The organism is Pseudonocardia sp. WMMC193 (assembly GCF_021728735.1).
GTDB lineage: Bacteria > Actinomycetota > Actinomycetes > Mycobacteriales > Pseudonocardiaceae > Pseudonocardia > Pseudonocardia oroxyli.
In genome coordinates this window covers 406,324-431,116 of the sequence record NZ_JAKKDO010000003.1, presented here as the reverse complement: position 1 = coordinate 431,116, position 24,793 = coordinate 406,324, and the positions used below count along the sequence as shown (strand labels likewise).

Here is a 24,793-nt window from a genome sequence, read left to right as displayed (position 1 = left end):
GAGGGTAGTCGTCAGCCTTCCGGGAGCAGTGCGCGGACCGCCTCCGCGTCCCGAGTTGTCCACAGGTCGGGCGGCAGCCCCGCCGATTCGCGGACCGCCTGCTTGACGCGCGCCACGGCGGGCGGCGCCACGCTCAGCTCCCGCACCCCCAACCCGACGAGCAGGCCGACGGCCCGCGGGTCCGCCGCCAGCTCCCCGCACACCGCGGTCGGCACGCCGGTGTCGCAGACCTCCCGGACCAGCCGCAGGACCGCCGGGTGCAGGGCGTCGCCGAGCGGGGCCAGCCGCGGGTTCCCGCGCTCCGCGGCGAGGGTGTACTGGGTCAGGTCGTTGGTGCCGATGCTGAAGAAGTCCACGCCCGCGGCGAACCGGGCCGCCGTGAGCGCCGCGGCGGGGACCTCGACCATGATCCCGACCTGCAGCGCGGCGGGCCCCTCCCGCTCCTGGGCGCGGGCGAGCGCGGCACGGGCGGCGTCGAGCTCGGCGGGCACGGTGACCATCGGGAACAGCACGCTGACGGGATGGTCGCGCGCCACCCGGACGATCGCGCGCAGCTGGTCGTCGAGCAGGTCGGGCCGCGCCAGGGCGAGCCGCAGGCCGCGGACGCCGAGGAACGGGTTGGCCTCCGGCGGCTGCGGCAGGTACGGCAGGGGCTTGTCGCCCCCGACGTCGAGCGTGCGCAGCACCACCCGGCGCCCGCCCATGGCGCGCGCCACGGCCCGGTAGGCGGCCTCCTGCTCGTCGACCGACGGGGCACGGCCCCGGTCGAGGAACAGGAACTCGGTGCGGACCAGGCCCGCGAGGTCGGCGCCCGGGGCGGGGTCGGGAGCTCCCTGCTCGGAAGCCGGCTCCGCCCCGAGGTTGACGCCGACGAGCACGCGGGTGCCGTCCGGCGTGACGGCCGGTTCGTGCCGACGGTCCTCCGCGGCCCGCTCCCGGGCACGCGCCCGGGCCCGTCGCGCCCGGAAGCGGTCCGGGTCCGGCGGGTCGACCTGCAGCTCGCCGGTGTCGCCGTCGACGGCGACGAGGGTGCCGTCGGGGGTGTCGAGGACCTCCTCCCCCGCCCCGAGCACCGCGGGGATCCCCCGCGCGCGCAGGATGATCACGGCGTGCGCGGTGGGGCTCCCGCCGGCCAGGACCACGCCGGCGGCCGAGAGGGTGGCGGCCTCGGCGGGGGTCAGGTCGGCCGCGAGGAGCACCCGGGCCTCGGAATCGGGCGGGCCGTCGGGGTCGCGGCCGGAGTCGGCGACCAGGGCGCGCAGGACCTCGTCCCCCACGGCCCGGACGTCCGCGGCGCGGGCGCGGAGGTACTCGCCCGGCAGGGCGGCGAGCTGCGCCGCGGCGTCCCGGGCGGCCGACGCCCACGCCGCGGCAGCGCTGCGACCTGCGTCGATGCCGGCGTCCGCGACCTCGACGAGGGCCGGGTCGTCGAGCATCAGCAGGTGCGCGTCGAAGATCGCCGCCTCCGCGCCGGGCGTGGCGTCGCGGACCGCGGTGATCGAGGCCCTGGCCGCCGCGACCGCCGCGGCGAGCCGGGCGCGCTCGACGGCCGGGGTGCCCGCGGGCTCGGCGGGCACCGCGAGCGCGGTGGGCCGGAGCACGCGGGCCGGGCCGAGCGCGATCCCCGGCGACCCGGCCACCGGACCGTGATCCACGAGCGGGGAGGGCGGCGGTCGCTCGGCGACCGCATCGCTTCCCACGGGTGGATCATCGGCGTCCGCACGGGCGGCGGAGCCCCCCTCGCCGAACCCCCCGGCCGCGAGGTCGAGCAGCGCCGCCACCGCGTCACCGGCCTGCGGACCCGTCGCCCGCACCTCGATCTCGTCCCCCGACGCCGCGCCGAGCGCGGCCACCCCGGTGAGTCCCGCCGCCGAGACCGGCCCGCGCCCGGTGGTGAGGTCGACGAGCTCGACGCGGGCGTCGAACCCGGCGACCGCGCGGACGAGCAGCGCGGCGGGCCGGGCGTGCAGGCCGTGCGGCGGGGTCACCGTGAACCGCTCCACCCGATCCGGCCGGGACGCCGCGGGGCGACTCGGCGCCACCGGCTCCTCGCCGAGCTGGGCGCGCTTGGCGGCGGTGCCCTGGCCGGCCTCGGCGGCGACGGTCGCACGATCGGCACCGCCCGCCGCCGCGACCGCGGCCGCGACCAGGCCCTCGACGAGGGGCGCCGGGCAGAGCAGCACCGAGTCCGGGTCGTCGTGGAACTCCAGCGCCAGCTCGGCGGAGAGCACGGCACTGCCCAGGTCCATCAGCACGACGACGCCCGCCCCGCCGTCCGCCCTGCTCAGCGCCTCGGCGATGGCGGTGGCGTCGGTGCCGAGGGTGTGCTCGGCGAGGCCCGCGGCCACCTCGATGCGGACCTCGTCCCCCGGCACCATCTCCCGGGCCAGCTCCGCCGCCGCCTCGCCCAGCGCCCGGCTGTGCGAGACGACGACCAGCCCGACCGTGTCCGACACCGATCAGGCCAGGGTGCGCGCTGCCGCCGCGACCAGCAGCGCGGTGGAGGTGGCGCCGGGATCCTGGTGGCCCACGCTGCGTTCGCCCAGGTAGCTGGCGCGCCCCTTCCGCGCGAGCATCGGGACGGTGGCGTCCCGGCCGGCGTCGGCGGCCCGCGAGGCGGCGGTCAGGGCGTCCGCCAGGGACGCGCCGCTCGACAGGGCGGCGTCCAGGGCGTCGAGGGCCGGGGACAGGGCGTCGAACATCGTCTTGTCGCCCGCCTCCGGCCTGCCGCGGGCGACCACGCCCTCCAGGCCTGCCCGCAGCGCCTTCGCGAGCGCCTGCGGGTCGAGCTCGGAGACCTCCCCGGCGCTGGTGCCGAACCGCAGGAAGAGCGTGCCGTAGAGCGGGCCGCTCGCCCCGCCGACCGTGCTGACCAGCGTCATCCCGACCTTCTTGAACAACGCGCCGACCGAGTCGAACGACTGGGCGTCGAGCGCCGCGACCACCGCCGCCATGCCGCGCGCCATGTTGGCGCCGTGGTCGGCGTCCCCGATCGCGGAGTCCAGCGCGGTGAGCGCGTCCTTCTGCTCCTCGACCGACGCCGCGAAGGCCCGGAGCCAGGAGACGAGCGAGTCGAGCGACGTCATGCGCCCCACCGGAGGCCGGGGGTGCGCACCGGGGCGTCCCAGAGGGCCAGCAGGTCGTCGTCCGCACGGAGCAGGGTCACCGAGCAGCCTGCCATGTCCAGGGACGTGATGTAGGGCCCCACCAGCGACCGCGCGACCCGCACGCCCGCCTTCTCCAGCAGCGCCGCGACCTCCCCGTACATCAGGTACAGCTCCAGCAGGGGCGACGCGCCCATCCCGTTGACGAAGCAGATCACCGGCTCGGACGTGAAGTCGAGGTCCGAGAGCACCGGCTCGACCAGCATCTCCGCGATCTCGCGGGCGGGCGCCAGCGGGACCCGACGCCGCCCGGGCTCGCCGTGGATGCCGATCCCGATCTCCATCTCGTCCTCGGGGAGGTCGAAGGTCGGCTGCCCCGCCGCCGGCACGGTGCACGAGGTCAGCGCCATGCCCATGCTGCGGCCGCGGTCGTTCACCTTCCGGGCCAGGTCCGCCACCTCGGCCAACGGGCGCCCCTGCTCCGCGGCCGCGCCGACGATCTTCTCCAGCAGCACCGTGGTGCCGACGCCCCGCCTGCCCGCGGTGTAGAGGGAGTCCTGGACGGCGACGTCGTCGTCCACGACGACCGTCGCCACCTCGGTCTCGACCAGCTCGGCGGCCATCTCGAAGTTCATGACGTCACCGGTGTAGTTCTTCACGATGTGCAGGACGCCCGCGCCGCCGTCCACCCCCTGGGTCGCCGCGACCATCTGGTCGGGGACCGGTGAGGTGAACACCTCGCCCGCGCACGCCGCGTCCAGCATCCCGGGACCGACGAAGCCGCCGTGCATCGGCTCGTGCCCCGACCCGCCACCGGAGACCAGCCCGACCTTGCCGCGGACCGGCGCGTCGCCGCGGAAGACGATCCGGTTCTCGTGGTCCACCCGCAGCTCCGGGTGCGCGAGGGCCATCCCGCGCAGCGCCTCGGCGACGACGGAATCCGGATCGTTGATGAGCTTCTTCATGGGCCCTCCCCATCGGCACTGAGGGTCGGCTCCGCAGGCTCCGCCTTCGAAGACCATTCGGCGATGCCGAACGCTAGTATGACCCGACTCACACCACAAGGAGTACGCCGTGATCCAGTCCGTCGACCGTGCGCTGCGCGTGCTGGCGGTCCTGCAGGGTGCGCGGCGGCGCAGCCTCGGCGAGATCGCGGCGGCCATGGGCCTCGCCCCGTCGACGGTGCACGGCATCGTCCGGACGCTGCTCGCGCACGGCATGGTCGTGCAGGAACGCGACACCGGCCTCTACCGCCTGGGCCCCGCGACGCTCAAGCTCGGCAACGTCTACCTGGACAACCTCGAGCTGCGGGCGCACGCGCAGCCGTGGATCGCCGACCTCGCGGCGCAGACGGGGTGCGGCGTGCGGGTGGCCGTCCCGCTCGGCGGAGACGTCGTGGTGGTCGCCGCCGCGCCGACCCCCGACGAGGTGGGGATCGTGGTCCCGGCGCACGCCTGCGCGCTGGGCAAGGTCCTGTTGGCGTACGGGATGTGCGCCGTGACGGACCCGCGTCCGATGACCGGCGAGACCCAGCTCCGCCCGCGGGACCTGGGCTCGGTGCGCCGGACCGGTCTCGCGAACGAGGTCGAGGAGGCCGTGCTCGGCGAGTGCGGCGCGGCCTCACCCGTGGCGACCGCCGACGAGGTGTGCGGGGCGGTCGGGCTGGTCGTGCCCGCGGGCGCGTGGCCCCCGGCCCCCGCCACGCTCGACGCGCTGCGCCGCGCCGCCCGAGGGATCAGCCGCGAGCTGGGCGCGAGCAGCTGGCCGCCCCGGTTCGCCGAGGAGTCCGCGACGGCCTGAACTCCGGCGGTGCCGCTCAGCGCTGTGAGCGGCGGGCCGCGCGGTTCTGGGGCGGGCCCGTGCGGGGTGCGCTGCGCAGCTGCGGGCGGTTCTGCTGGTCCGCGTCGAACCGGGCGTAGGCGTCCACGATCTCGCCGACCAGGCGGTGGCGCACCACGTCCTGGCTGGTCAGCTCGGGGAACGCCACGTCGTCGACGCCGAACAGGATCTCCTGGACGACCTTGAGGCCGGAGCGGGTGTTGCCCGGCAGGTCGACCTGCGTGACGTCACCCGTCACGACGATCTTCGAGCCGAACCCGAGCCGGGTCAGGAACATCTTCATCTGCTCGGGCGTGGTGTTCTGCGCCTCGTCCAGGATGATGAACGCGTCGTTCAGCGTGCGGCCGCGCATGTAGGCGAGCGGCGCGACCTCGATCGTGCCCGCCGCGATCAGCTTCGGGATGGACTCGGGGTCGATCATGTCGTGCAGCGCGTCGTACAGCGGGCGCAGGTACGGGTCGATCTTCTCGTAGAGCGTGCCCGGCAGGTACCCGAGCCGCTCCCCCGCCTCGACCGCGGGCCGGGTCAGGATGATCCGGTTGACCTGCTTGGCCTGCAACGCCTGCACGGCCTTCGCCATGGCGAGGTACGTCTTGCCCGTACCGGCGGGACCGATGCCGAAGACGATGGTGTGCGCGTCGATCGCGTCGACGTACCGCTTCTGGTTCAGCGTCTTCGGGCGGATCGTCTTCCCGCGCCGGGACACGATGTCCAGCGACAGCACCTCGGCGGGGGTCTCCCCCTGCAGCGCGGCGACCGCCGGGTCCGCCTCGCCGAGCATCTCGACGGTGCGGCGCACGGTGTCCGCGCCGACCTGCTGCCCCCGCGAGGCGAGGGTGATCAGCTCGGCGAAGACCCGCTCCGCGAACGCGACGTCCGCCGGGTCGCCGGTGAGGGTGAGCTCGTTGCCGCGCACGTGCACGTCCGCGGACAGGAGCTCCTCGGCGGTGCGCAGCGACTCGTCACGCGAGCCGAGCAGCGCGAGCAGCGCGGTGTCCGGGACTGCCATGCGGGACTGGACGGGGTCCGGCTGGGTCACGTGCTCTGGTCGCCTGCTTCCTGTCGTTCGCGAACCGAGGGGGCTCTGCGGTGATTCCGACCGGATGCTACCGCCGCCCACCGACAGAAGACACGCGAGTAACCGCCTCCGCGCCGACGAGGAACGCGCCGCGGCGACCGGGGGGATGGCCACCGCGACGCGGCCGCGGGCGAACCCGGCGGCGTCCCCGAGCGGAGCCCGGGGATCCCGTGCTCACCAGGGGGGTGGGTGAGCCGGTGCTGACCCTAGCTCAGATGTTTGCGCAGTCACGAAGGCGGTGCTGCGTGGGCCCGGTCACACCACCGTGCGGACAGGGCTCCGATCGCGCCGAGGGCCACCGCCGCCGCGGTCGAGGCCCGCAGCACCTCCGGACCCAGCCGGACAGCCTTCGCACCCGCCGCGACCAGCAGGTCCAGCTCGTCGTCCGACACCCCGCCCTCGGGACCCACGACCAGCAGCACGTCCCCGGAGACCGGCAGGTCCGTGGCCGCCAGCACGTCCGTGGCGGACTCGTGCAGCACCAGGATCGGACCGTCGTGCCGGGCGAGTCGCCGGGTGTCGACCGGCTCGCCCACCTCGGGCACCCACGGCCGCCGCGCCTGCTTGGCGGCCTCGCGGACGGTCGCCCGCCACCGGGCGAGCGCCTTGTCGCCGCGCGGGCCCTGCTCCCACTTCGCGACGCAGCGGGCCGCCCGCCACGGCAGGATCGCGTCGACCCCCGCCTCGGTGGCGGTCTCCACGGCGAGCTCGCCGCGGTCGCCCTTGACCAGCGCCTGGGCCAGCGTGATCCGCAGCGGCGGCGCGGGATGGTGTTCGCGGGAGAGCACCGCGAACTCCACGGTGTCCCTGCCGACGGCCACCGCCTCGGCCCGGGCCAGCGCGCCCCGGCCGTCGGACAGCCGGACGGTCTCGCCCACCCGGATCCGCTTGACCGCGGCCGCGTGCCTGCCCTCCGGCCCGTCGAGGAGGACCCGCTCGCCCAGCTCGTCGACCAGGAACAACGCCTCGGTCACAGCGCCTCGGTCACGGGGTCGCGGAACCGTTCGCCTGCTCGGTCATCGGCCTCACTGCCGGAACAGCCGACCGAACAGCCCGTGCCCGTTCTTCTGGGCCAGGTCCGGCTGCTCCTCGCCGCGCAGCTTCGCGAGCTGGCGCAGCAGGTCGGTCTGCTCCTTGTCGAGCTTCGTCGGCACCGTGACCTCGACGTGCACGACGAGGTCGCCCTGGCCGTCGATCCGGCCGGTCGAGCGCAGCCGCGGCATCCCCTTGGCGCGCAGCGTGCGCAGCGTGCCGCTCTGGGTGCCCGGCTCGATGTGCAGGTCCTCGGTGGTCCCGTCGAGCATCGGCAGCGGCAGGGTCGCGCCGAGGGCCGCCGCGGTCATCGGCAGCGGGAGCCGGACGTGCAGGTCCGCACCCTCCCGCTGGAAGACCTCGTGCGGGATCTCCTCGACCTCGACGTAGAGGTCTCCGGCCGGGCCGCCGCCCGAACCGACCTCGCCCTGCCCGGCCAGCCGGACGCGCATGCCGTCCGCCACGCCCGCCGGGATCCGGACGCCGACGCTGCGCCGCGCGCGCACCCGCCCGTCGCCTGCGCACTGCCGGCACGGGTCCGGGATGATCTCGCCGAGCCCGCGGCACTCGGGGCAGGGCCGCGAGGTGACGACCTGGCCCAGGAACGAGCGCTGCACGCTCTGCACCTCGCCGCGGCCCCCACACGTCGGGCAGCCCTGCGGGGAGGTCCCCGGGGCGCAGCCGTTCCCGCCGCACTGGTCGCACAGCACCGCCGTGTCCACGGTCAGCTCGCGCTGCACCCCCGTGGCGCACTCCTCGAGCGTGAGCTGCATCCGGATGAGCGCATCCGCCCCGGGCTGCACGCGGCTGCGCGGACCGCGCCCGCGGCCGCCGCCCGCACCGCCGAAGAAGGCGTCCATGATGTCGCCGAACCCGAAGGCGGAGAACGGGTCACCCGCTCCGCCACCGCCGCCGCGGCCGTTGTCCAACGGGTCGCCGCCCAGATCGACGATCCGGCGCTTCTCCGGGTCGGTCAGCACCTCGTACGCCGTGCTGATCTCGGCGAAGCGCTCCTGCGCCGCCGGATCGGGGTTGACGTCCGGGTGCAGCTCCCGGGCGAGCCGACGGTAGGCCCGCTTCAGTTCGGCGGCGTCCGCGCCCTGCTCGACGCCCAAGATGCCGTAGTAGTCGCGTGCCACCTGCTGGTTCCCCATGAATCCTTCTGCTCGTGTGCCCACCTAGCGTCCCGCCAGGATCTCACCGACGTATCGGGCGACGGCGTGCACCGCCGCCATGGTGCCCGGGTAGTCCATCCGCGTCGGCCCGACGACACCCATCCCGCCGACGACCGTGCCCGGCCCGTAGCCGATCGACACGACCGACGCGGTGTGCAGGTCCGCGGACTCGTTCTCCTCGCCGATCCGCACCGTGACCAGCCCCGGCTCGCGCGCGGCGGCCAACAGCTTGAGGACCACGACCTGCTCCTCCAGCGCCTCCAGCACCTGCCGCAGCGACCCCGGGAAGTCCGCCGTGCTGCGCGTGAGGTTGGCCGTGCCGCCCAGGACCAGGCGCTCCTCGGGATGCTCGACGAGCGTCTCGATCAGCACCGTGGACAGGGTCAGCACGACGTCCCGCAGCTCCGCGGGCGCGGAGTTCGGGAGCTCCGCCACCCGGGCCGAGGCCTCGGCCAGCCGCTGCCCCACCAACGCGCCGTTGATCATGCTGCGCAGCCGTGCGGCGTCCTCGTCGGTCACCACCTGGCCGAGGTCCACCATCCGCTGGTCCACCCGGCCGGAGTCGGTGATCAGCACCAGCATCAGCCGCGCGGGCGTGAGCTGGACGACCTCCAGGTGCCGGACCGTGGAACGGGTCAGCGTGGGGTACTGCACGACGGCGACCTGCCGGGTCAGCTGCGCGAGCAGCCGGACACTGCGGCGCAGCACGTCGTCCAGGTCGGTGGCGCCTTCGAGGAAGCTCTGCACGGCCTGACGCTCGGCCTTGCTCAGCGGCTTGACCTGCGCGACCCGGTCCACGAAGAGCCGGTAGCCCTTGTCCGTGGGGATCCGGCCCGCGCTGGTGTGCGGCTGGGCGATCAGCCCCTCCTCCTCCAGCGCGGCCATGTCGTTGCGGACCGTCGCGGAGGAGACGCCGAGGTTGTGCCGATCCACGATCGCCTTGGAGCCCACCGGCTCCTGGGTCGAGACGTAGTCGGCCACGATGGCCTGCAGGACCGCGAAGCGGCGTTCGTCGGCATTCATCGCGGCTCCTCCCGGTCGTCGGGTTTCCAGTCTAGGTGCTCGGGTCGGGAGCGCGCTTGTGACTCTTGCGTCGAGTCGGCTCAAGGTTGGGACGGAGCTTGCGCAGTCGACCGCGCGCCCGGTGAGGTGGGCCGGTGCTGCTGCGCCAGGAGACGCTCGACGGGATCGCCGCAGGCCGGATCACCTGTGCCTTCCGGCGGTGGGAGCGCCCCCGGGTGGTGCCGGGGACGCGGATGCGGACCCGCATCGGCGTCGTCGAGGTGACGGGGGTGTCGCGGGTGGGGGTGTCCGCGCTCCGGGCGGCCGACGCGGCCGCGGCGGGCCAGACGCTGAAGGACCTGCGCGCGATGCTCGCCCGCGGGACGGGCCCGGTGTGGCGGATCGAGCTGGTCGCGGCGGGCGAGGACCCGCGGGTCGCCCTGCGCGCACGACCGCTGACCCCCGACGAGCGGGACTCGGTCGCCGCGCGGCTGGCGCGGATGGACCGGGTGACCCCGTGGACCGCGGCGACGCTGGCCCTCATCGACGCCAGACCCGGCGTCCGCGCGCCCGACCTGGCCGCCGAGCTGGGCCGGGAGACCCTGCCGTTCAAGCGGGACGTGCGGAAGCTGAAGGAGCTGGGCCTGACCGAGTCGCTGGAGGTCGGGTACCGGCTGTCGCCGCGCGGCGAGTCCTACCTGCGGGGAGGTGCCTGAGCGCGCGCCCTTTGCAGTGTCAGCGGATCCGCACGCTTGCCTTCGCACTGCCAGCGGATACGCACCCCTTCTCTTGCACTGCCAGCGGATCTGCACGCTTGCCTTTGCACCCAGCCGATACGCAACGGCCGCGGTTGCCGTGCCGGCCGGTACGCACGCCCGCCCTCCCGGCGAACCGCCGTTCCACCTCCCACCCGCCCTCCCGCCGCGTCGCACACCCGCTCTCCGGCACACCGGCGTTTCACCTCCCGCCCGCCAGGCTGGGCCGCGAGATGGGCGACTCCCGGGTGACACGGCGGTGGGTGCTGGTGGGTGCCGGGACGGCGGTACTGCTCGGGGCGGCCGCGGTGACCCTGCCCGCGACGGCCTCCGCGGACCCGGAGGACCTCCGCACGCGCATCCTGGCCGGGCTCCCCCCGCACGTCGGGTACGCGGAGAGCACCGGGCGGCTCGGGTTGCCGGAGATCGCCGCGTTGGAGCAGGTCACGGCACTGTTCACGAGCGTGACGCGGCTGCGCACCCGCTACGCCGGGCCGGAGGCCTGGCGGGTCGACGAGCTGACCCCGGCCGGCGAACGCGACACCTACCGGCTGGGCGGGCGCGAGTACGTCTGGGACTTCGGGGCGAACCAGCTCACCGTCGTCTCCGGGGAGACGCCCGTCCGGTTGCCGCGCGCCGCGGACCTCGTGCCCTCCGAGCTGGCCCGCAGGCTCACAAGCCTGACCCGCGCCGACCCCGTCTCCGCGCTTCCCGCGCGTCGGGTCGCGGGGTTCGACGCCGCGGGCCTCCGGATCACCCCTGCCGACCCGGACACCACCGTCGGCCGCATCGACGTGTGGTGCGACCCCGCGTCGGCCCTGCCCCTGCGGGTGGAGGTCGCCGCGCGCGGCGCGGACCAGGCCCTGCTGTTCACCGAGTTCCGGGAGGTCTCCCTGAGCACGCCCGAGATCACCGTCCCCACGGCACCGCCGGGCGCGGGCGAGGTGACCGCCGAGGCCGCGGACCTCGCCGGTGCGCTCCGCCAGCTCGACGCCGCCCCGCCCCCGCCGCGGCTCGCGGGCCGCGACCTCGTCCCGCTCGCGGAGGGCCTGCCCGGCGTCGGCGTCTACGGCGCAGGAGTGTCGGGGTTCGTGCTGGTCCCGGCCTCGCGCGGGATCGCGGAGCGGGTGATCGACGGGGCGCCCGCCGCGGGCGGGACGGTGGTCGACGTGCCGGTCGGGCGGGCCGCGATCCTCACCACGCCGTTGCTGTCGGTCGCCGCGCGCGGCGGGATCCGGCGGGGCGGGGTGCTGGTGGCGGGCACCGTCGCGCCCGCGGTGCTGGACCAGGCGCTGCGCGAGCTCCCGGGGCGGCGACCGTGATCCTGGCCACCCGGGACCTCACCAAGCGGTTCGGCCGGGTCGTGGCCGTGTCCGGGGTGTCCCTGGAGGTCCCGCGCGGCGTCCGGTTCGGGCTGTTGGGGCCCAACGGGTCCGGCAAGACCACGCTGGTGCGGATGCTGCTCGGGCTGGTGCACGCGACATCGGGCCACATCGAGGTGCTGGGCGAGCCCATGCCGAAGCGGGCGGCGACGGTCCTCCCGCGGGTCGGCGCGCTGGTGGAGGGCCCGGCCGCCTGGGGGCACCTCTCGGGCCGCGCCAACCTCCGCCTGCTCGACGCGGCCGGGAGGGGCCGGGCCGGACGTCGCCGGGCCGACCGGGTCGACGAGGCCCTGGACCGGGTGGGGCTCGGCGGCGTGGACCGCCGCCCGGTCCGCGCCTACTCGCTCGGCATGCGCCAGCGCCTCGGCATCGCCGCGGCCATCCTGCGCGAGCCCGAGCTGCTGCTCCTCGACGAACCCACCAACGGCCTCGACCCCCGGGGCATCCAGGAGATGCGCGCCCTGCTCACCGACCTCAACGCCGCGGGCACCACGGTCGTCCTGTCCTCGCACCTGCTGACCGAGGTGGAGGCGCTGTGCACGGAGGTCGGCGTCATGGACCGCGGGCGGCTCGCCCTGACCTCCTCGCTCGACGCGCTCCGCGCCCCGACCGGCCGGATCCTCGTCCGGACACCCGACCCGGCGGGCGTCGTCGGTGTGCTCGACGGGCAGGTCGTCGGCCGCGCGGGTGAGCTCGTCACCGTGCGGGGGACGGACCCGGTGGCGGTCAATGCGCAGCTGGTCGCGCGCGGGGTGCCGGTCAGCGGGCTGGTGCTGGAGCAGCGCAGCCTCGAGCAGGTGGTGCTGGAGATCACCGGCGCGGGCAGCGACCGGGTGGACCGGGCCCGCTCGGAGGGGCCGCGATGATCCTCGTCGAGCTGCGGTTGATGCTGCGCAAGCGGCGGGTGTGGCTGTGCTGGCTGCTGCTGTGCGCGCTGCCGACGCTGGTCGCGGTCCTGCTCGCGACCACCCGGCTGGCGCCACCCCCGGGCCGCGGCGGCGCGTTCCTGTCCGCCGTGGTGAGCAACGGGCAGATCTTCCCGGCGGCGGCGTTGGCGCTGGTCGTGCCGGTGTTCCTGCCGATCACGGTCGCCATCGTGGCCGGCGACACCGTCGCGGGCGAATCCTCGGCGGGGACCCTGCGCTACCTGCTGGTGCGCCCCGTCGGGCGGCTGCGCCTGCTGGTCGCGAAGCTCGTGTCGGTTGCGGTGTTCGTGCTGCTCGCGGTGCTGTTCGTGACGGTCGTGTCCTATGTCGTCGGCGTCGTGGCCTTCGGCTTCGGGCCCGACGCGTCGCTGGGCGGGGGCGGCGCGATCCCGTCGCTGTCCGGGGTAGCGCTGAGCCCGGCGGACGTCGTGTTCCGGACCGCCACCACCGTCGGCTACCTGGCGCTGTGCATGCTCGCCCTGGGCGCCGTCGGGCTGCTGTTCTCCACCCTCACCGACTCCCCGCTGGCGGCCGCGCTGGGAGTGTTGGCGCTGGTCGTGGCGAGTGCCGCGGTGCAGCCGCTGGACGCCGCCGCGGCGATCGAGCCCTTCCTGCCGACCGCCCACTGGCTGGCCTGGATCGACCTCTTCCGCGACCCGATCGTCTGGGCGGACGTCCGCGAGGGCGCGCTCGTGCAGCTGGGGTACGTCGTCGTCGCGTTCGGCGCTGCCTGGGCCAACTTCTCCACCAAGGACGTCACGACGTGACGCAGCCGGCCCCGCTCAGGTCGGTGGGGGCCGGGTCGAGGCCGCGCAGGACCAGGCCCGCGACCGTGGGGTCCGTCGGCAGCTGGGAGTGGGTCACGCGCGCGCCTGGGCAGACCTGCTGGACCTCGACGTTCGTCGCCCCCGCGAACACCGCGGTCTCCGGCGGGGTGGACGTCTCGTCGTCCGCGGTGTAGATCGACAGCCAGGGCAGGTCCGCCCCCACGCCCGCGATCTCGCGCAGCTCCGCCGAGCCGGGCGCGAGCTGGCGGCAGGCCTGCGGGCACGCGTCGGGCGCCTGGGTCACGGCCTGCGCGGCGAGGGTGGTGCCGCCCAGCGGGGAGCCCAGGGTGACGACGCGGCGGGCCTTCGCCGCGCCGTCGTCCCTCGCCACCCACAGCCCGGCGACGACGCCCCCGGCGCTGTACCCGACGACGTCGACCGACGGTGCGCCCGCCGCGATCGCCGCGTCCGCGGCGTCGTCGAGCACCCGGACCTGGGCGCCGAGGTCCCCGGTGCCGTCGCCGACGAGGGTGAGCACCTCGGCGGTGCGCCCGGTGGCCTCGATCCGGGCCGCGAGCCGCAGCAACCCGTCGCGGCCGCCGCCGTAGCCGGGCACCAGGAGCACGGTGCCGGGCCGGTCCGGCGCGGGCCGCGAGTCCGGGTCGACGGCCGGGCCGCTCGGGAGCAGCCGCACCCCGAGGACGACGGCCGCGAGCACCACGAGCCCGGCGAGGACCGCCGCCAGCACCCGCCGCCGCGGACTCATCGGTCCCCCCGAGATCGGGTGCGGCGCAGCCCGCTCACGCGGGGGCGGTCTCGCTCGCGAGGAGCAGGTCCTGGACCACCCGGTCGGCCAGCAGGCGACCGCGGCGGGTGAGGATCGCGCGGCCCCTGCGCAGCTCCAGCAGGCCCGCGGCGGCGGCGCGGCCGGCCTCGGCGCGGGCGGGCGCGTCGAGCAGGTCCAGGTCGAGACCCTCGGCCAGGCGCAGCCGGAGCATCACGCGCTCGGTGTGCTGCTCGGTGGGGGTGAGCACCTCGTGGTCGGCCTCGGGGTCGCCGGACTCGGCCAGGGCGGCGGCGTACCGGGCGGGGTGCTTGACGTTCCACCAGCGGCGCCCGGCCAGGTGGGAGTGGGCGCCGGGACCGACGCCCCACCAGTCCCCGTCGAGCCAGTAGCCGAGGTTGTGCCGACACCGGGCCTCGGCCGAACTCGCCCAGTTCGAGACCTCGTACCACCGCAGGCCCGCCGCGGAGAGCAGGTCGTCGATGAGCTCGTAGCGCTCGGCGGCGACGTCGTCGTCCGGGGCGGGGAGCTCACCGCGCGCGACCTTGCGCGCCATGGCCGTGCCGTCCTCCACGATCAGCGAGTACGCCGACACGTGGTCCACGCCCGCGGACAGCACCGCCTCGACCGACCCGCGCAGGTCCGCCGTGGTCTCCCCGGGTGTGGCGTAGATCAGGTCGAGGTTGACGTGCGCGATCCCGGCGGCGCGGGCCTCGCGCGCGGCGTCGACGGCGCGGCCGGGTGTGTGCCGGCGGTCGAGGATCCGGAGCACGTGCGGGGCCGCCGACTGCATGCCCAGCGACACGCGGGTGTACCCGGCCTCGACGAGCCCGGCGAAGAACTCCGGCGAGGTCGACTCCGGGTTGGACTCGGTGGTGACCTCGGCGCCCGGCGCGAGGCCGAACTCGGACCGGATCGTGGCGAGCACCGCGCCGAGGCGTTCGGCGCCGATCAGCGACGGTGTGCCGCCGCCGACGAACACGGTGTCGACGGGGCGGTCGCCCACGGTGGCGCGGGCGCGGGCGAGCTCGCGGCGGACCGCCTCCAGCCACGTGTCCGGCGAGGACCCGGATCCCTGCAGCTCGGAGGCGGTGTAGGTGTTGAAGTCGCAGTAGCCGCACCGGGACGCGCAGAACGGCACGTGCACGTAGATCCCGAACGGTGGCCGACTCACCCCACCAGGCTACGGAACCGCGGCCGCCCGCAGCGGGCCGGTCAGCGGCCGAGCGCCCCCGCGCGGGCGCGCGCCTGCGCGGCCAGGTCCAGGGCCTCCTGACGGCGGCGGTCCGCCTCGGCCCGGACCTGCGCCACCTCACGACGGACCTCGGCCCGGATCTGCGGCCCGAGCGCGCGCGGATCGACCACGGCCGGGTCCTGCAGGGGTGCAGGCGGCTCGGTCGGGACGGCCGGTACGGCCGCCGGGGCCTGCGCGGCGGGCGGCGCCGCCTGCGGTGGTGCGGGCGGGTCGGCGGCGGGCTCGGAGGGAGTGGGCTCGGAGGGGGCGGGCCCGGACGGGGCGGGCTCGGACGGGGCGGGCTCGGACGGGGCGGGCTCGGACGGGGCCGATGCGCGTGAGGCCGCGGGCTGGGCAGGCTGGTCAGCGAGCGGGTCGGCGGCCGGGCCGACACCCCCGGACCCGGTCGCCGCGGCAGCGCTCGCGGCGTGCGACGCGACCAGTCCCGGACCGTGCCCTGCCGAACCGCCGGAGAGCTCGGAGTCGCCTTCCGGCGCCGGGGCAGGCGGGACGGGGGCGGGCGTGATCGTCGGCACGGGGATCACCGGCGACGCCGTCGGCTCGGCGGGCAGCGCCACCGCAGCAGACCGCTCGGTGCGCTCGTGCGCCACGATCGCCCATCCCGCCGCCCCGCCGATCCCGAGGATCCCCACGAGCGCGAGCACGGTCAGCAGCCCGCGCCGCGCGGTCCCGCGCTCGCCGGTGGCCTGCAGCAGCGCGGCGACGGGCGTGCGTCCGCCTCCCGGTGTGTGCCGCGCCATGCCGCTCCGTCCGCTCCTGCGTTCCCCCTGTCGGGCAGACCCTGACACAGCGATCGGACCAGCGCACGCCGCTCTTCGGGGGGTCTGCCCAGGACCGCTCGCCGTGTCCGGGTGTGAATCCACTCCCAGCATGCGGGCACGGGGTGGTGGGTCGTCCGGACAGCGTGGCACCCTGAACGGCATGTCTGCGCTCACCCTGCGCCTCGTGGCCCGGCGCCATGTGGACCTGCACCGGGTGAACAGCGCCCTCTGTCGGCGGTAGCAGTCCCCCACCGCCCCTCGTCGTCACCCGGCGCGGGCCGACTCCCGAACGTCGCGCCACCGTGCCTCGAGAGCCCTCAGGAGCTCCCCCCACCATGTCTACGGAGACACCTGCCGCGACACCTGCCGCGCAGCCGAAGCGCAAGCGCGGCGAAGGTCAGTGGAAGCTCGGCCACCGCGAGCCGCTGACCCCGAACGAGCGCACGAAGCGAGACGACGACGGGCTGAACGTCCGCGCACGCATCGAGAACATCTACGCCAAGCGCGGCTTCGACTCGATCGACCCGGGCGACCTGCGCGGGCGGTTCCGCTGGTGGGGGCTCTACACCCAGCGCAGGCCCGGGATCGACGGCGGCCGCACGGCCACCCTCGAGCCCGAGGAGCTCGACGACCGCTACTTCATGCTCCGCGTCCGCAGCGACGGCGGGGCGCTCACCACCGAGCAGCTGCGCGTGCTGGGTGAGATCTCCCAGCAGTACGCGCGGAACACCGCGGACATCACCGACCGGCAGAACATCCAGTACCACTGGATCGAGGTCGAGAGCATGCCGACGATCTGGCAGCGCCTGGAGGGCGTCGGGCTGCTGACGACCGAGGCGTGCGGCGACACCCCGCGCGTCATCCTCGGCTCCCCCGTGGCCGGCATCTCGGCGAGCCACCCCATCGACCCCGAGCCCGCGATCCGCACCATCCTGGACCGCTACATCGGGTCGAAGGAGTTCTCGAACCTGCCCCGCAAGTTCAAGACGGCGATCTCGTGGGAGCAGGACGTCGCGCACGAGATCAACGACATCTCGTTCGTCGGCGTCGAGCACCCGGAGCACGGCCCCGGCTTCGACCTGTGGGTCGGCGGCGGCCTCTCCACCAACCCCAAGATCGCGACCCGGCTGGGCGCGTGGGTCCCGCTCGACGAGATCCCCGACGTGTGGGCGGGTGTCTGCGGGCTGTTCCGGGACTACGGCTACCGCAGGCTGCGCCACCGCGCCCGCATCAAGTTCCTGATCGCCGACTGGGGTGCGGAGAAGTTCCGTCAGGTGCTGCAGGACGAGTACCTGGGCCGGGAGCTGATCGACGGGCCCGCCCCCGTCACGCCCGATCGGCCCATCGACCACGTCGGCGTCCACAAGCAGAAGGACGGGCTGAACTACGTCGGCCTCGCGCCCGCGTCCGGCCGGGTGTCCGGTGACATCCTCGTCGCGCTGGCCAAGGCCGCCGAGTCCGCCGGGTCGCGCCGGGTGCGGCTGACCGCCCAGCAGAAGGTCGTCGTGCTCGACGTGCCCGACACGGCCGTCGAGGCCCTCGTCGCCGAGGCGGACGGGCTGGGCCTGCAGGCGAACCCGTCGCCGTGGCGGCGCGCGACCATGGCGTGCACCGGGATCGAGTTCTGCAAGCTCGCCATCGTCGAGACCAAGGAGCGGGCGATCCGGCTGGTCGCGGACCTGGAGGAGCGGCTCGCGGACATCCAGGGCGACATCGACACCCCGGTGTCGATCCACCTCAACGGCTGCCCCAACTCCTGCGCGCGCACCCAGGTCGCGGACATCGGGCTCAAGGGCATGATCGTCCAGGACGCCGAGAAGAAGTCCGTCGAGGGCTTCCAGGTGCACCTGGGCGGCGGCCTCGGGCTCGACGCCGGGTTCGGCCGCAAGCTGCGCGGCCTCAAGGTCACCAGCGCGGAGCTCGGCGAGTACGTCGAGCGCGTGGTGCGCCACTACATCGCCCAGCGCGAGCCGGGCGAGCGGTTCGCCCAGTGGGTGCTGCGCGCGGAGGAGGCGGACCTCAAGTGAGCTCGCGGGTCGTCCCCTACCACTGCCCGTACTGCGGCGAGGAAGATCTCTCCCCCGCCGAGCGTTCGGAGAAGGTGCCCGGTGCCGCCTGGTGGTGCGCCTCCTGCCTGCGCACCTTCGTGGTGACGTTCGTGGGCATCGGGGTACCGGAGGGAGCATCGTGAGCCTGCGTGAGCTGGCCGTACAGGGCGCCGACGAGCTGGGCCCGAACGCGACGGCCGAGGAGGTCCTCGCCTGGGCGTCGGCGACCTTCGAGAAGCTGATCGTCGCCTCGAACATGCAGGACGCCGTCCTGGTGGACCTGGCCGCCCGGGCCCGCCCCGGCGTCGAGATCCTGTTCCTGGAGACCGGCTACCACTTCGCCGAGACGATCGGGACGCGGGACGCCGTCGAGCAGGTCTACGACGTGACCCTGGTCAACGCCCTGCCCGCGCAGACCGTGGCGGAGCAGGACGCGAGCGAGGGCAAGGACCTCTTCGCCCGCGACCCCAACCGCTGCTGCGCGCTGCGCAAGGTCGCCCCGCTGACCGACACCCTCGCGAAGTACGACGCCTGGGTCACCGGTGTCCGTCGCGTCGAGGCGCCCACCCGGGCGAACACCCCGCTCGTCACCTACGACGAGAAGTTCGACCTGGTGAAGATCAACCCGATCGCCGCCTGGAGCGACGACGAGATGGCGCAGTACATCGCCGACCACCAGATCCTGGTGAACCCGCTGGTGGACGCCGGGTACCCCAGCATCGGCTGCGCCCCCTGCACCGCCAAGCCCCTCCCCGGGGCGGACCCGCGCAGCGGCCGCTGGGCGGGCACCTCGAAGATCGAATGCGGGCTGCACCCCTCATGACCGTCGCCCTGGACGCGCTCGACGCGCTCGAATCCGAGTCCATCCACATCTTCCGCGAGGTCGCGGGCGAGTTCGACCGCCCGGTGATCCTCTTCTCCGGCGGCAAGGACTCCACGCTGCTGGTGCACCTCGCCGTCAAGGCGTTCGCGCCCGCCCCGGTGCCGTTCCCGCTGCTGCACGTCGACACCGGGCACAACTTCGACGAGGTCATCGACTTCCGGGACACGATCGTCGAGCGCCTGGGCCTGCGGCTCGAGGTCGCGAAGGTCCAGGACTACATCGACGACGGCAGGCTGGTCGAGCGGGCGGACGGCACCCGCAACCCGCTGCAGACCCAGCCCCTGCTCGACGCGATCGTCGAGAACCGGTTCGACGCCGTGTTCGGCGGCGGGCGCCGGGACGAGGAGCGGGCGCGCGCCAAGGAGCGGATCATGTCGCTCCGGGACGCGTTCGGCCGCTGGGACCCGCGCAAACAGCGCCCCGAGCTGTGGAACCTCTACAACGGCAGGCACGCCGCGGGCGAGCACGTCCGGGTGTTCCCGATCTCCAACTGGACCGAGCTGGACGTCTGGCGCTACATCCAGCGCGAGCAGATCGAGCTGCCGTCGATCTACTACGCGCACCGTCGCGAGGTCTACCAGCGGGACGGCATGTGGCTGGCCGAGGGCCCGTGGGGCGGGCCGCGGCCGACCGAGACGGTGGAGAACCTCTCGGTCCGCTACCGGACGGTCGGCGACGGGTCCTGCACCGGCGCCGTCGAGAGCACGGCCACCACGCTGGACGAGATCATCGCCGAGGTCACCGCCTCGCGGCTCACCGAGCGCGGCGCCACCCGCGCGGACGACCGCCTGTCCGAGGCCGCCATGGAAGACCGCAAGCGCGAGGGGTACTTCTAGAGATGAGCAAGGACCTTCTCCGGTTCGCGACGGCAGGCTCGGTCGACGACGGCAAGTCCACCCTGGTCGGGCGGCTGCTCTACGACACCAAGTCCGTGCTGGCCGACCAGATCGAGGCGGTGCAGCGCGCGTCGGTCGACAAGGGGCTGTCGACCCCGGACCTGTCGCTGCTGGTGGACGGCCTGCGCGCCGAGCGCGAGCAGGGCATCACGATCGACGTCGCCTACCGGTACTTCAGCACCCCGACCCGCGAGTTCGTGCTCGCGGACACCCCCGGGCACGTCCAGTACACCCGCAACACGGTGACCGGCGCGTCCACCGCCGAGCTCGCCGTGCTGCTGGTCGACGCCCGCCACGGGATCGTCGAGCAGACCCGGCGGCACGCGACCGTGCTCGCGCTGCTGCGGGTGCCGCGCGTCGTCCTCGCGATCAACAAGATCGACCTCGTCGGGTACGACGAGGAGACGCTCCAGACCATCGCGAAGGAGTTCGCCGCGCTGGCCCGCTCGCTGGGCTTCGCCGACGACGCCGTGCAGACGATCCCGGTCTCCGCGCTCGTCGGGGACAACGTCGTCGACCGCTCCGCGCACACCCCCTGGTACGAGGGGCCGACGCTGCTCGAGCACCTCGAGTCCGTCCCCGTCGTCGGGCCCGAGGTGGCCAAGCCCTTCCGCATGCCGGTGCAGTACGTGATCCGCCCGCGTCGTGCCGATGCGCGCTCCGCTGACGCTCCGCGCTGGGGGGAGCTGCACGACTACCGCGGCTACGCGGGCCAGGTCGCCGCCGGCGTGGTGCGCCCGGGAGACGCCGTCACGGTGCTCCCCGAGGGCCGCGCCACCACGGTGACCCACGTGGACACCGCGGACGGGCCGCTGGACTCCGCGGGGGCGGGCCGGTCGGTGACGATCCGGCTGGCGGACGACATCGACATCTCGCGCGGCGACATGCTCGTCGCCACCGGGAGCGAGCCGACCGTCACCACCGAGATCGCCGCCACGCTGTGCTGGCTGGGCGACCGGCCGCTGCGACCCGGCGCCCGGCTGCTGCTCAAGCACGGCACCCGCACCACCCCGGTGATGGTGGGTGCGCCGGAGGCGCGGCTCGACACCGAGACGCTCACCGAGGTGCCCGCCGAGACGTTGGAGCTCAACGACATCGGCCGGGTCACCGTCCGCACCGCGGACGCCCTCCCGGTCGACGAGTACGCGGACGTCCGGGCGACCGGCAGCTTCCTGCTGATCGACCCGCCGAGCGGCAACACCGTGGCCGCGGGCCTCGTCGGCACCCCGCTGGCGCTGTCCTGACCATGCGGCCCCCGCCGGACTCGCGTGTCCCCCGTTCCGTACACCCGGGTCCCCCGGTCCGGACACGCGAGTCCGACGTCGCGCCCGTCCTCGTCCCCGTCGCGCACGGGAGTCGGGACCCGCGCTCCGCGACGACCGTGTGGGCGCTCGTGGACGAGGTGCGGGGGCGGGCGCCGGGGCTGGACGTGCGGCCTGCGTTCCTGGACTTCGACCACCCCTCGGTGACCGACGTGCTCGCCGGCCTGGACCGGCCCGCCGTCGTGGTGCCGCTGCTGCTGGGCTCGGCCTACCACGCCCGCGTCGACATCCCGGGGATCGTCGCCGGGTTCCCGCACGTGCGGGTCGCGGACGTGCTCGGGCCGGACCCGCGGCTGCTCGCGGTGGCGACGGACCGGCTCGCCGCCCTCGGGGTCGCCCCCGGGGACCCGGGTCTGGGGATCGTGCTCGCGGGGACCGGATCGAGCCACCCCGCGGCCAACGCCGTCGTGCACCGGTTGGCCGCCCGGCTGGGCGGCGTCGCGGCGTTCGCGACGGCCGAGCCGCGGGTCCCCGAGGCGATCGCGAGCCTGCGGGCGCGCGGGGCCGAGCGGGTCGTCGTCGCGTCCTGGTTCCTCGCCGCCGGGCGCCTGCTGGACCGGGTCCACGCCCAGGCGGGGGACGACGTGCCGGTCGCGGATCCGCTGGGCCCGGACCCGCGGATCGCGGAGCTGGTGCTGGAGCGGTTCGCCGCGCACGCCCTCCGGACGGCCGCCTGAGCCGGTCCGAGCGGGGCTACGCGGCCGCGGTGGCGGTCTGCGCCACCGCCCGCAGCACGGCGCGGGCCACGGCGTCGTTGTAGCGCAGGCTCTGGGCGTTCATCCCGGGGCGGGTGAAGGCCCCCGCGGCCTTGACCGTGGTGTGCGGACCCACCGCGAACCGGCGCTCGTGGGGCACGCCCGCGGCGTCCAGCACCGCGCCGTCGCGCGGCCGGACCTCCAGCAGCCCGGTGCGCCGCAGCTCGGTGCCGTCCGCGGCGACCAGCACCTGCTCGCGCGCGCCACCCGCCGCGAGCAGGCCCGCCAGCAGCGGGTCCGCGGTGCGGTCGAGGCTGGGATCGGCCAGGCGGGCGTCGATCAGGACGGTCGAGCGCACCTCGTCCGGGACGGCCGCGCTGGTGGCGCGGAACCCGGCGTCGTCGATCGTGACCTCCATGCCGGGGCCGAGGAAGCGCAGGTACCCGGCCTCGGACAGGGCCAGGATCTGCTCCACGCGGAACCCGGGCGGGCCGGAGGCGACCGAGTTGAAGAAGCTCTGCCACCGCGGCACGTCCCGGGTCACCGACTCCGGCGCGACCTCCGGCTGCACGCGCATGAGCTCGCCGTAGACGCTGAGCATGGCGGTGAACGCGCCCAGGTGCGGGGTGTGCCGCTCGTCCCGGTGCTGTCGGAGGTCCTCGGCGATGCGCGCGCGGACCTTCGGCTGCAGCGCCGCGAGCGACTCCGCTTCGAGGCCCGCGAACGGCGAGTTCAACGCGGCGAAGTCGATGCGGTCCACCGGGTCCGGCACCGCGGCGGCGAGGAACTCCGCCATCTCGGTGCTGCCCCACGTCAGCTCGGTGAAACGGGCGAGGAACTCCGCCCAGGACACCGTGACCAGCTCGGGGTGGCCGTTGACCAGCTCGTGGTACCAGCCGAAGGCGATCTCCTTGGCCATCAGCGGGAACAGGTCGCGGGCGACGTCCAGCGGGCGGGGCAGCGCGTCGGTGACCGCCGGGGTCAGGAAGTGCGGCGTCGGCGGGCGGCCCGCACGCAGCCCGTACTCGGGCTTGGCGTGGTAGGGCGCCCCGCGCGGCGACCCCGCGACCAGCACCGGCTCCCGCCCGGACGGCACGTACCGGCCGTTCTCGAAGCGCCCGCCGCGGCCCTCGAACAGCAGCACCACGAGGTCGACGAAGGCGAGGCCCAGACCCCGCGCGAGCACCGTCTCCCCCGGCTCGACGATCGACAGGTCCGTGTCCGTGGTCTGCTCCGGCGGGATGTAGCGCAGCCCGCGCTCGCGCGCCTGCGCCAGCAGCGCCCGCTCGGCCGGAGCCGGGGTGGCGTCCAGGTGGCCCGAGGCGAGCACCACGGCGTCGACGGTCAGCGGGGGCTCCCCGTCGAGGGTGACCACCTGCCGGTCCCCCCGGTCGGTGAGCCCGGTCGCGGCGACGGGGTGCACGTGCACCGTGACCTGGGGCGGGAGCCCCGCGACGACGTCTCGCAGCACCCCGGTCAGGTACCGGCTCTGCAGTCGCCTGCTCGGGAAGGTCGCCGGCGTGACGGCGCGCAGCTCGGCCACCATGTCCGCGGGCCAGCCGGTGACGTCCGGCCCCGCCTGCGCCCAGTCCCAGAACGACGGGCCGGGCACGATCGGCCCGTCACAGACCACCGAGTCGTCCGTCCACATGGTGACGTCCGCGGCCATGGAGTTCATCGCGAGCAGCGGCGACTGCGCGTCCCGCCAGATCCGCCCGGCACCCGCCGGGTGCGGGTCGACCAGGTGGACCTCGAGCGTGCCGGTCAGCAGCTCGGGCGCGCTGGCCGAGATCCGCTCCAGGATCCCGACCCCGCGCGGGCCGGCGCCGATGATCGCGATGGTTGCCACAGGACGTCCTCTCTCCGAAGGGCTGACGGGAGACGGACGGGGACTAGAGCGCGGCGGCGGTACGGCACAGGTCGACGTGGCGGCGCAGCGCCGGCCAGGTCGAGCGTGCCTTGTCCATCCTCTGACGGTAGCGCCGTGACCCCCTCGACGCATTCCCTTGCGGCCGCGGTCACCTCGTGCTCGTCGGGACGCCGGAGACGGTCGCCGCCGCAGCCCGACCCACCCCACCCGTGCGCGGCGATAGTCGCTCCGGCGACTATCGCCGCTCACGAGGTCAGAGCTCGGCCGCCGCCGGGACGACCTCGCGGCCGAGCACCCGCAGGGGCTCGATCTCGTGGACGTTCGCGATCATGCCGTGCACGTGCTGCACACCCAGCTTGGCCAGGCCCTTCAGGTCCTCGACGATGCCGGACGGGTTGGTCGCGTCGAAGCGGTACATGACCGTCTTCTCGATCTCGGCGTAGTCGCGGCCGACCTCGTCGCAACGCTGCTTGAGCACGTCGAGCTTGTGCGACAGCTCCGGGCCCGCGAACAGGTTGCAGGCCTGCGCGTACTGCGCGACGAGGCGCAGCGTCTTCTGCTCGCCGCCGCCCCCGATCAGGATCGGCGGGTGCGGGCGGGACAGCGCCTGCGGCGAGTTCATGGTGCGGTCGAGCGAGTAGTGCGTGCCGCGGTAGGGGCCCTCGTCCTCGCCCCACATCTGCAGGCAGATCTGCAGCGTCTCCTCCAGCCGCTCGAAGCGCTCCTTCGTCGGCGGGAAGAACAGGCCGAGGCCCGTGGACTCCTCCTCGTTCCACGCCGCGCCGATGCCGAGCATCGCCCGGCCCTTCGACAGGACGTCGAGCGTCGTGACGATCTTCGCCAGGAGCCCGGGGTCGCGGTAGGTCACCGCGGTGACCCAGGCCAGCAGCTGGACGCGCTCGGTGCGGGCGGCCAGGTAGCCCAGCGCCGTGTACGCCTCGAGCATGTCGTTCTCGATCGGCCCGACCGGCCCGATCTGGAACACGTGGTCCATCACGCTGACCCGCGCGAAGCCCTCCTCCTCGGCCGCGACCGCGATCCGGGTGAGGTCGTCGGCCAGGCCCGCGGGCCCGCTGGGATAGGTGAAGTCTGCGATGTGGACTCCGAGTTTCACCGTCTGCTCCTCGTAATCGGAATGTCCTCCGTTTACGACCGTACTCCTCCCCCGCGGTCGCGGCCCGACCGCCGCTCACCCACTCCGGTCGAGGTCGTGCGTGGC

Annotated in this window: 22 protein-coding genes and 1 pseudogene; 10 read left to right on the top strand and 13 right to left on the bottom strand. The window is 74.8% G+C overall.

Annotated features, from left to right (window positions below; all coding sequences use genetic code 11):
- Window positions 1-11: 11 nt before the first annotated feature.
- The 3 genes from ptsP to dhaK are packed head-to-tail and all read right to left on the bottom strand — an operon-like array spanning window position 12 to window position 4,069.
- Window positions 12-2,456 carry a phosphoenolpyruvate--protein phosphotransferase gene (ptsP, locus tag L3X23_RS03385; protein WP_237190639.1) on the bottom strand — a complete coding sequence of 815 codons (2,445 nt, stop codon included), beginning with the start codon at window positions 2,454-2,456 and terminating at the stop codon, window positions 12-14.
- Between the two features lie 3 nt (window positions 2,457-2,459).
- Window positions 2,460-3,086 (bottom strand): dihydroxyacetone kinase subunit DhaL, encoded by a 627-nt coding sequence (dhaL, locus tag L3X23_RS03380; RefSeq protein ID WP_093089382.1) that lies wholly within the window; start codon window positions 3,084-3,086, stop codon window positions 2,460-2,462.
- Window positions 3,083-4,069, bottom strand: coding sequence for a dihydroxyacetone kinase subunit DhaK (dhaK, locus tag L3X23_RS03375; protein ID WP_237190638.1), 987 nt, complete (start codon window positions 4,067-4,069; stop codon window positions 3,083-3,085). The genes dhaL and dhaK overlap by 4 nt, the downstream gene beginning before the upstream one ends.
- A 109-nt stretch (window positions 4,070-4,178) precedes the next feature.
- On the opposite strand from dhaK, the gene L3X23_RS03370 reads away from it, so the two are divergent.
- The gene (locus L3X23_RS03370) at window positions 4,179-4,904 is read left to right on the top strand and encodes an IclR family transcriptional regulator (RefSeq protein ID WP_237190637.1); all 726 of its coding nucleotides are present in this window, start codon (window positions 4,179-4,181) and stop codon (window positions 4,902-4,904) included.
- 16 nt (window positions 4,905-4,920) lie between these two features.
- Here the strand turns inward: L3X23_RS03370 and L3X23_RS03365 are convergent, their stop codons facing one another.
- The 4 genes from L3X23_RS03365 to hrcA form a co-directional block, all read right to left on the bottom strand.
- On the bottom strand, window positions 4,921-5,952 hold the full coding sequence (locus tag L3X23_RS03365; RefSeq protein ID WP_093089434.1) for a PhoH family protein: 1,032 nt from the start codon (window positions 5,950-5,952) through the stop codon (window positions 4,921-4,923).
- Window positions 5,953-6,248: 296 nt separating this feature from the next.
- Window positions 6,249-6,995 carry a 16S rRNA (uracil(1498)-N(3))-methyltransferase gene (locus tag L3X23_RS03360; RefSeq protein WP_237190636.1) on the bottom strand — a complete coding sequence of 249 codons (747 nt, stop codon included), beginning with the start codon at window positions 6,993-6,995 and terminating at the stop codon, window positions 6,249-6,251.
- Window positions 6,996-7,046: 51 nt separating this feature from the next.
- Window positions 7,047-8,192: a molecular chaperone DnaJ gene (dnaJ, locus tag L3X23_RS03355; RefSeq protein ID WP_093089435.1), complete on the bottom strand. Its 1,146-nt coding sequence runs from the start codon at window positions 8,190-8,192 to the stop codon at window positions 7,047-7,049.
- Window positions 8,193-8,231: 39 nt separating this feature from the next.
- A complete protein-coding gene (gene hrcA / locus L3X23_RS03350) occupies window positions 8,232-9,251 on the bottom strand; it encodes a heat-inducible transcriptional repressor HrcA (protein WP_237190635.1) in 1,020 nt (339 codons plus the stop codon).
- Between the two features lie 134 nt (window positions 9,252-9,385).
- Between hrcA and L3X23_RS03345 the strand changes: the two genes are divergently transcribed.
- The 4 genes from L3X23_RS03345 (at window position 9,386) to L3X23_RS03330 (ending at window position 13,060) form a co-directional block, all read left to right on the top strand.
- Window positions 9,386-9,946: a hypothetical protein gene (locus tag L3X23_RS03345; protein ID WP_237190634.1), complete on the top strand. Its 561-nt coding sequence runs from the start codon at window positions 9,386-9,388 to the stop codon at window positions 9,944-9,946.
- A gap of 272 nt (window positions 9,947-10,218) precedes the next feature.
- A complete protein-coding gene (locus L3X23_RS03340) occupies window positions 10,219-11,307 on the top strand; it encodes a hypothetical protein (protein WP_237190633.1) in 1,089 nt (362 codons plus the stop codon).
- Window positions 11,304-12,233, top strand: coding sequence for an ABC transporter ATP-binding protein (locus tag L3X23_RS03335; RefSeq protein ID WP_237190632.1), 930 nt, complete (start codon window positions 11,304-11,306; stop codon window positions 12,231-12,233). Before L3X23_RS03340 ends, L3X23_RS03335 begins: the two co-directional genes overlap by 4 nt.
- Entirely contained in the window at window positions 12,230-13,060 is an 831-nt protein-coding gene (locus L3X23_RS03330; protein ID WP_237190631.1) for an ABC transporter permease, read from the top strand. Before L3X23_RS03335 ends, L3X23_RS03330 begins: the two co-directional genes overlap by 4 nt.
- On the opposite strand, the gene L3X23_RS03325 is transcribed toward L3X23_RS03330, so the two are convergent.
- The 3 genes from L3X23_RS03325 to L3X23_RS03315 are packed head-to-tail and all read right to left on the bottom strand — an operon-like array spanning window position 13,050 to window position 15,839.
- Entirely contained in the window at window positions 13,050-13,826 is a 777-nt protein-coding gene (locus L3X23_RS03325; protein ID WP_237190630.1) for a triacylglycerol lipase, read from the bottom strand. The two genes, L3X23_RS03330 and L3X23_RS03325, sit on opposite strands and share 11 nt — an antisense overlap.
- A gap of 34 nt (window positions 13,827-13,860) precedes the next feature.
- A complete protein-coding gene (gene hemW / locus L3X23_RS03320) occupies window positions 13,861-15,018 on the bottom strand; it encodes a radical SAM family heme chaperone HemW (protein ID WP_237190629.1) in 1,158 nt (385 codons plus the stop codon).
- Window positions 15,019-15,059: 41 nt separating this feature from the next.
- A complete protein-coding gene (locus tag L3X23_RS03315) occupies window positions 15,060-15,839 on the bottom strand; it encodes a hypothetical protein (RefSeq protein ID WP_237190628.1) in 780 nt (259 codons plus the stop codon).
- Window positions 15,840-16,195: 356 nt separating this feature from the next.
- Between L3X23_RS03315 and L3X23_RS03310 the strand changes: the two genes are divergently transcribed.
- The gene (locus tag L3X23_RS03310; protein WP_237190627.1) at window positions 16,196-17,887 is read left to right on the top strand and encodes a nitrite/sulfite reductase; all 1,692 of its coding nucleotides are present in this window, start codon (window positions 16,196-16,198) and stop codon (window positions 17,885-17,887) included.
- A 16-nt stretch (window positions 17,888-17,903) separates the two neighbouring features.
- On the opposite strand, the gene L3X23_RS35965 is transcribed toward L3X23_RS03310, so the two are convergent.
- Window positions 17,904-18,026 carry a hypothetical protein gene (locus tag L3X23_RS35965; RefSeq protein WP_308116861.1) on the bottom strand — a complete coding sequence of 41 codons (123 nt, stop codon included), beginning with the start codon at window positions 18,024-18,026 and terminating at the stop codon, window positions 17,904-17,906.
- A gap of 27 nt (window positions 18,027-18,053) precedes the next feature.
- Here L3X23_RS35965 and L3X23_RS03300 point away from each other — a divergent pair, with 27 nt between their 5' ends.
- The 4 genes and pseudogenes from L3X23_RS03300 to L3X23_RS03285 all read left to right on the top strand — a co-directional run.
- Complete coding sequence (locus L3X23_RS03300; protein WP_255734153.1) at window positions 18,054-18,731, top strand: phosphoadenylyl-sulfate reductase; 678 nt, start codon at window positions 18,054-18,056, stop codon at window positions 18,729-18,731.
- A complete protein-coding gene (gene cysD / locus L3X23_RS03295) occupies window positions 18,728-19,627 on the top strand; it encodes a sulfate adenylyltransferase subunit CysD (RefSeq protein WP_237190624.1) in 900 nt (299 codons plus the stop codon). The genes L3X23_RS03300 and cysD overlap by 4 nt, the downstream gene beginning before the upstream one ends.
- Before the next feature lie 2 nt (window positions 19,628-19,629).
- On the top strand, window positions 19,630-20,931 hold the full coding sequence (locus L3X23_RS03290; RefSeq protein WP_237190623.1) for a sulfate adenylyltransferase subunit 1: 1,302 nt from the start codon (window positions 19,630-19,632) through the stop codon (window positions 20,929-20,931).
- Between the two features lie 83 nt (window positions 20,932-21,014).
- A pseudogene (locus L3X23_RS03285) lies at window positions 21,015-21,686 on the top strand (sirohydrochlorin chelatase); the annotation flags it as partial.
- Window positions 21,687-21,702: 16 nt separating this feature from the next.
- Here the strand turns inward: L3X23_RS03285 and L3X23_RS03280 are convergent.
- Both L3X23_RS03280 and L3X23_RS03275 read right to left on the bottom strand, forming a co-directional pair.
- The gene (locus tag L3X23_RS03280; protein WP_237190621.1) at window positions 21,703-23,553 is read right to left on the bottom strand and encodes an FAD/NAD(P)-binding domain-containing protein; all 1,851 of its coding nucleotides are present in this window, start codon (window positions 23,551-23,553) and stop codon (window positions 21,703-21,705) included.
- 274 nt (window positions 23,554-23,827) lie between these two features.
- A complete protein-coding gene (locus L3X23_RS03275; protein WP_237190620.1) occupies window positions 23,828-24,688 on the bottom strand; it encodes an LLM class F420-dependent oxidoreductase in 861 nt (286 codons plus the stop codon).
- Between the last annotated feature and the right edge of the window lie 105 nt (window positions 24,689-24,793).

Bases quoted from the DNA above. Each gene is read 5' to 3' on its own strand.
- dhaL (WP_093089382.1), bottom strand. From the start codon at position 3,086: ATGACGTCGCTCGACTCGCTCGTCTCCTGGCTCCGGGCCTTCGCGGCG.
- dhaK (WP_237190638.1), bottom strand. From the start codon at position 4,069: ATGAAGAAGCTCATCAACGATCCGGATTCCGTCGTCGCCGAGGCGCTG.
- L3X23_RS03365 (WP_093089434.1), bottom strand. From the start codon at position 5,952: ATGGCAGTCCCGGACACCGCGCTGCTCGCGCTGCTCGGCTCGCGTGAC.
- hrcA (WP_237190635.1), bottom strand. From the start codon at position 9,251: ATGAATGCCGACGAACGCCGCTTCGCGGTCCTGCAGGCCATCGTGGCC.
- L3X23_RS03340 (WP_237190633.1), top strand. From the start codon at position 10,219: ATGGGCGACTCCCGGGTGACACGGCGGTGGGTGCTGGTGGGTGCCGGG.
- L3X23_RS03330 (WP_237190631.1), top strand. From the start codon at position 12,230: ATGATCCTCGTCGAGCTGCGGTTGATGCTGCGCAAGCGGCGGGTGTGG.
- L3X23_RS03325 (WP_237190630.1), bottom strand. From the start codon at position 13,826: ATGAGTCCGCGGCGGCGGGTGCTGGCGGCGGTCCTCGCCGGGCTCGTG.
- L3X23_RS03315 (WP_237190628.1), bottom strand. From the start codon at position 15,839: ATGGCGCGGCACACACCGGGAGGCGGACGCACGCCCGTCGCCGCGCTG.
- L3X23_RS03310 (WP_237190627.1), top strand. From the start codon at position 16,196: ATGTCTACGGAGACACCTGCCGCGACACCTGCCGCGCAGCCGAAGCGC.
- L3X23_RS35965 (WP_308116861.1), bottom strand. From the start codon at position 18,026: ATGCCCACGAACGTCACCACGAAGGTGCGCAGGCAGGAGGCGCACCAC.
- cysD (WP_237190624.1), top strand. From the start codon at position 18,728: ATGACCGTCGCCCTGGACGCGCTCGACGCGCTCGAATCCGAGTCCATC.
- L3X23_RS03290 (WP_237190623.1), top strand. From the start codon at position 19,630: ATGAGCAAGGACCTTCTCCGGTTCGCGACGGCAGGCTCGGTCGACGAC.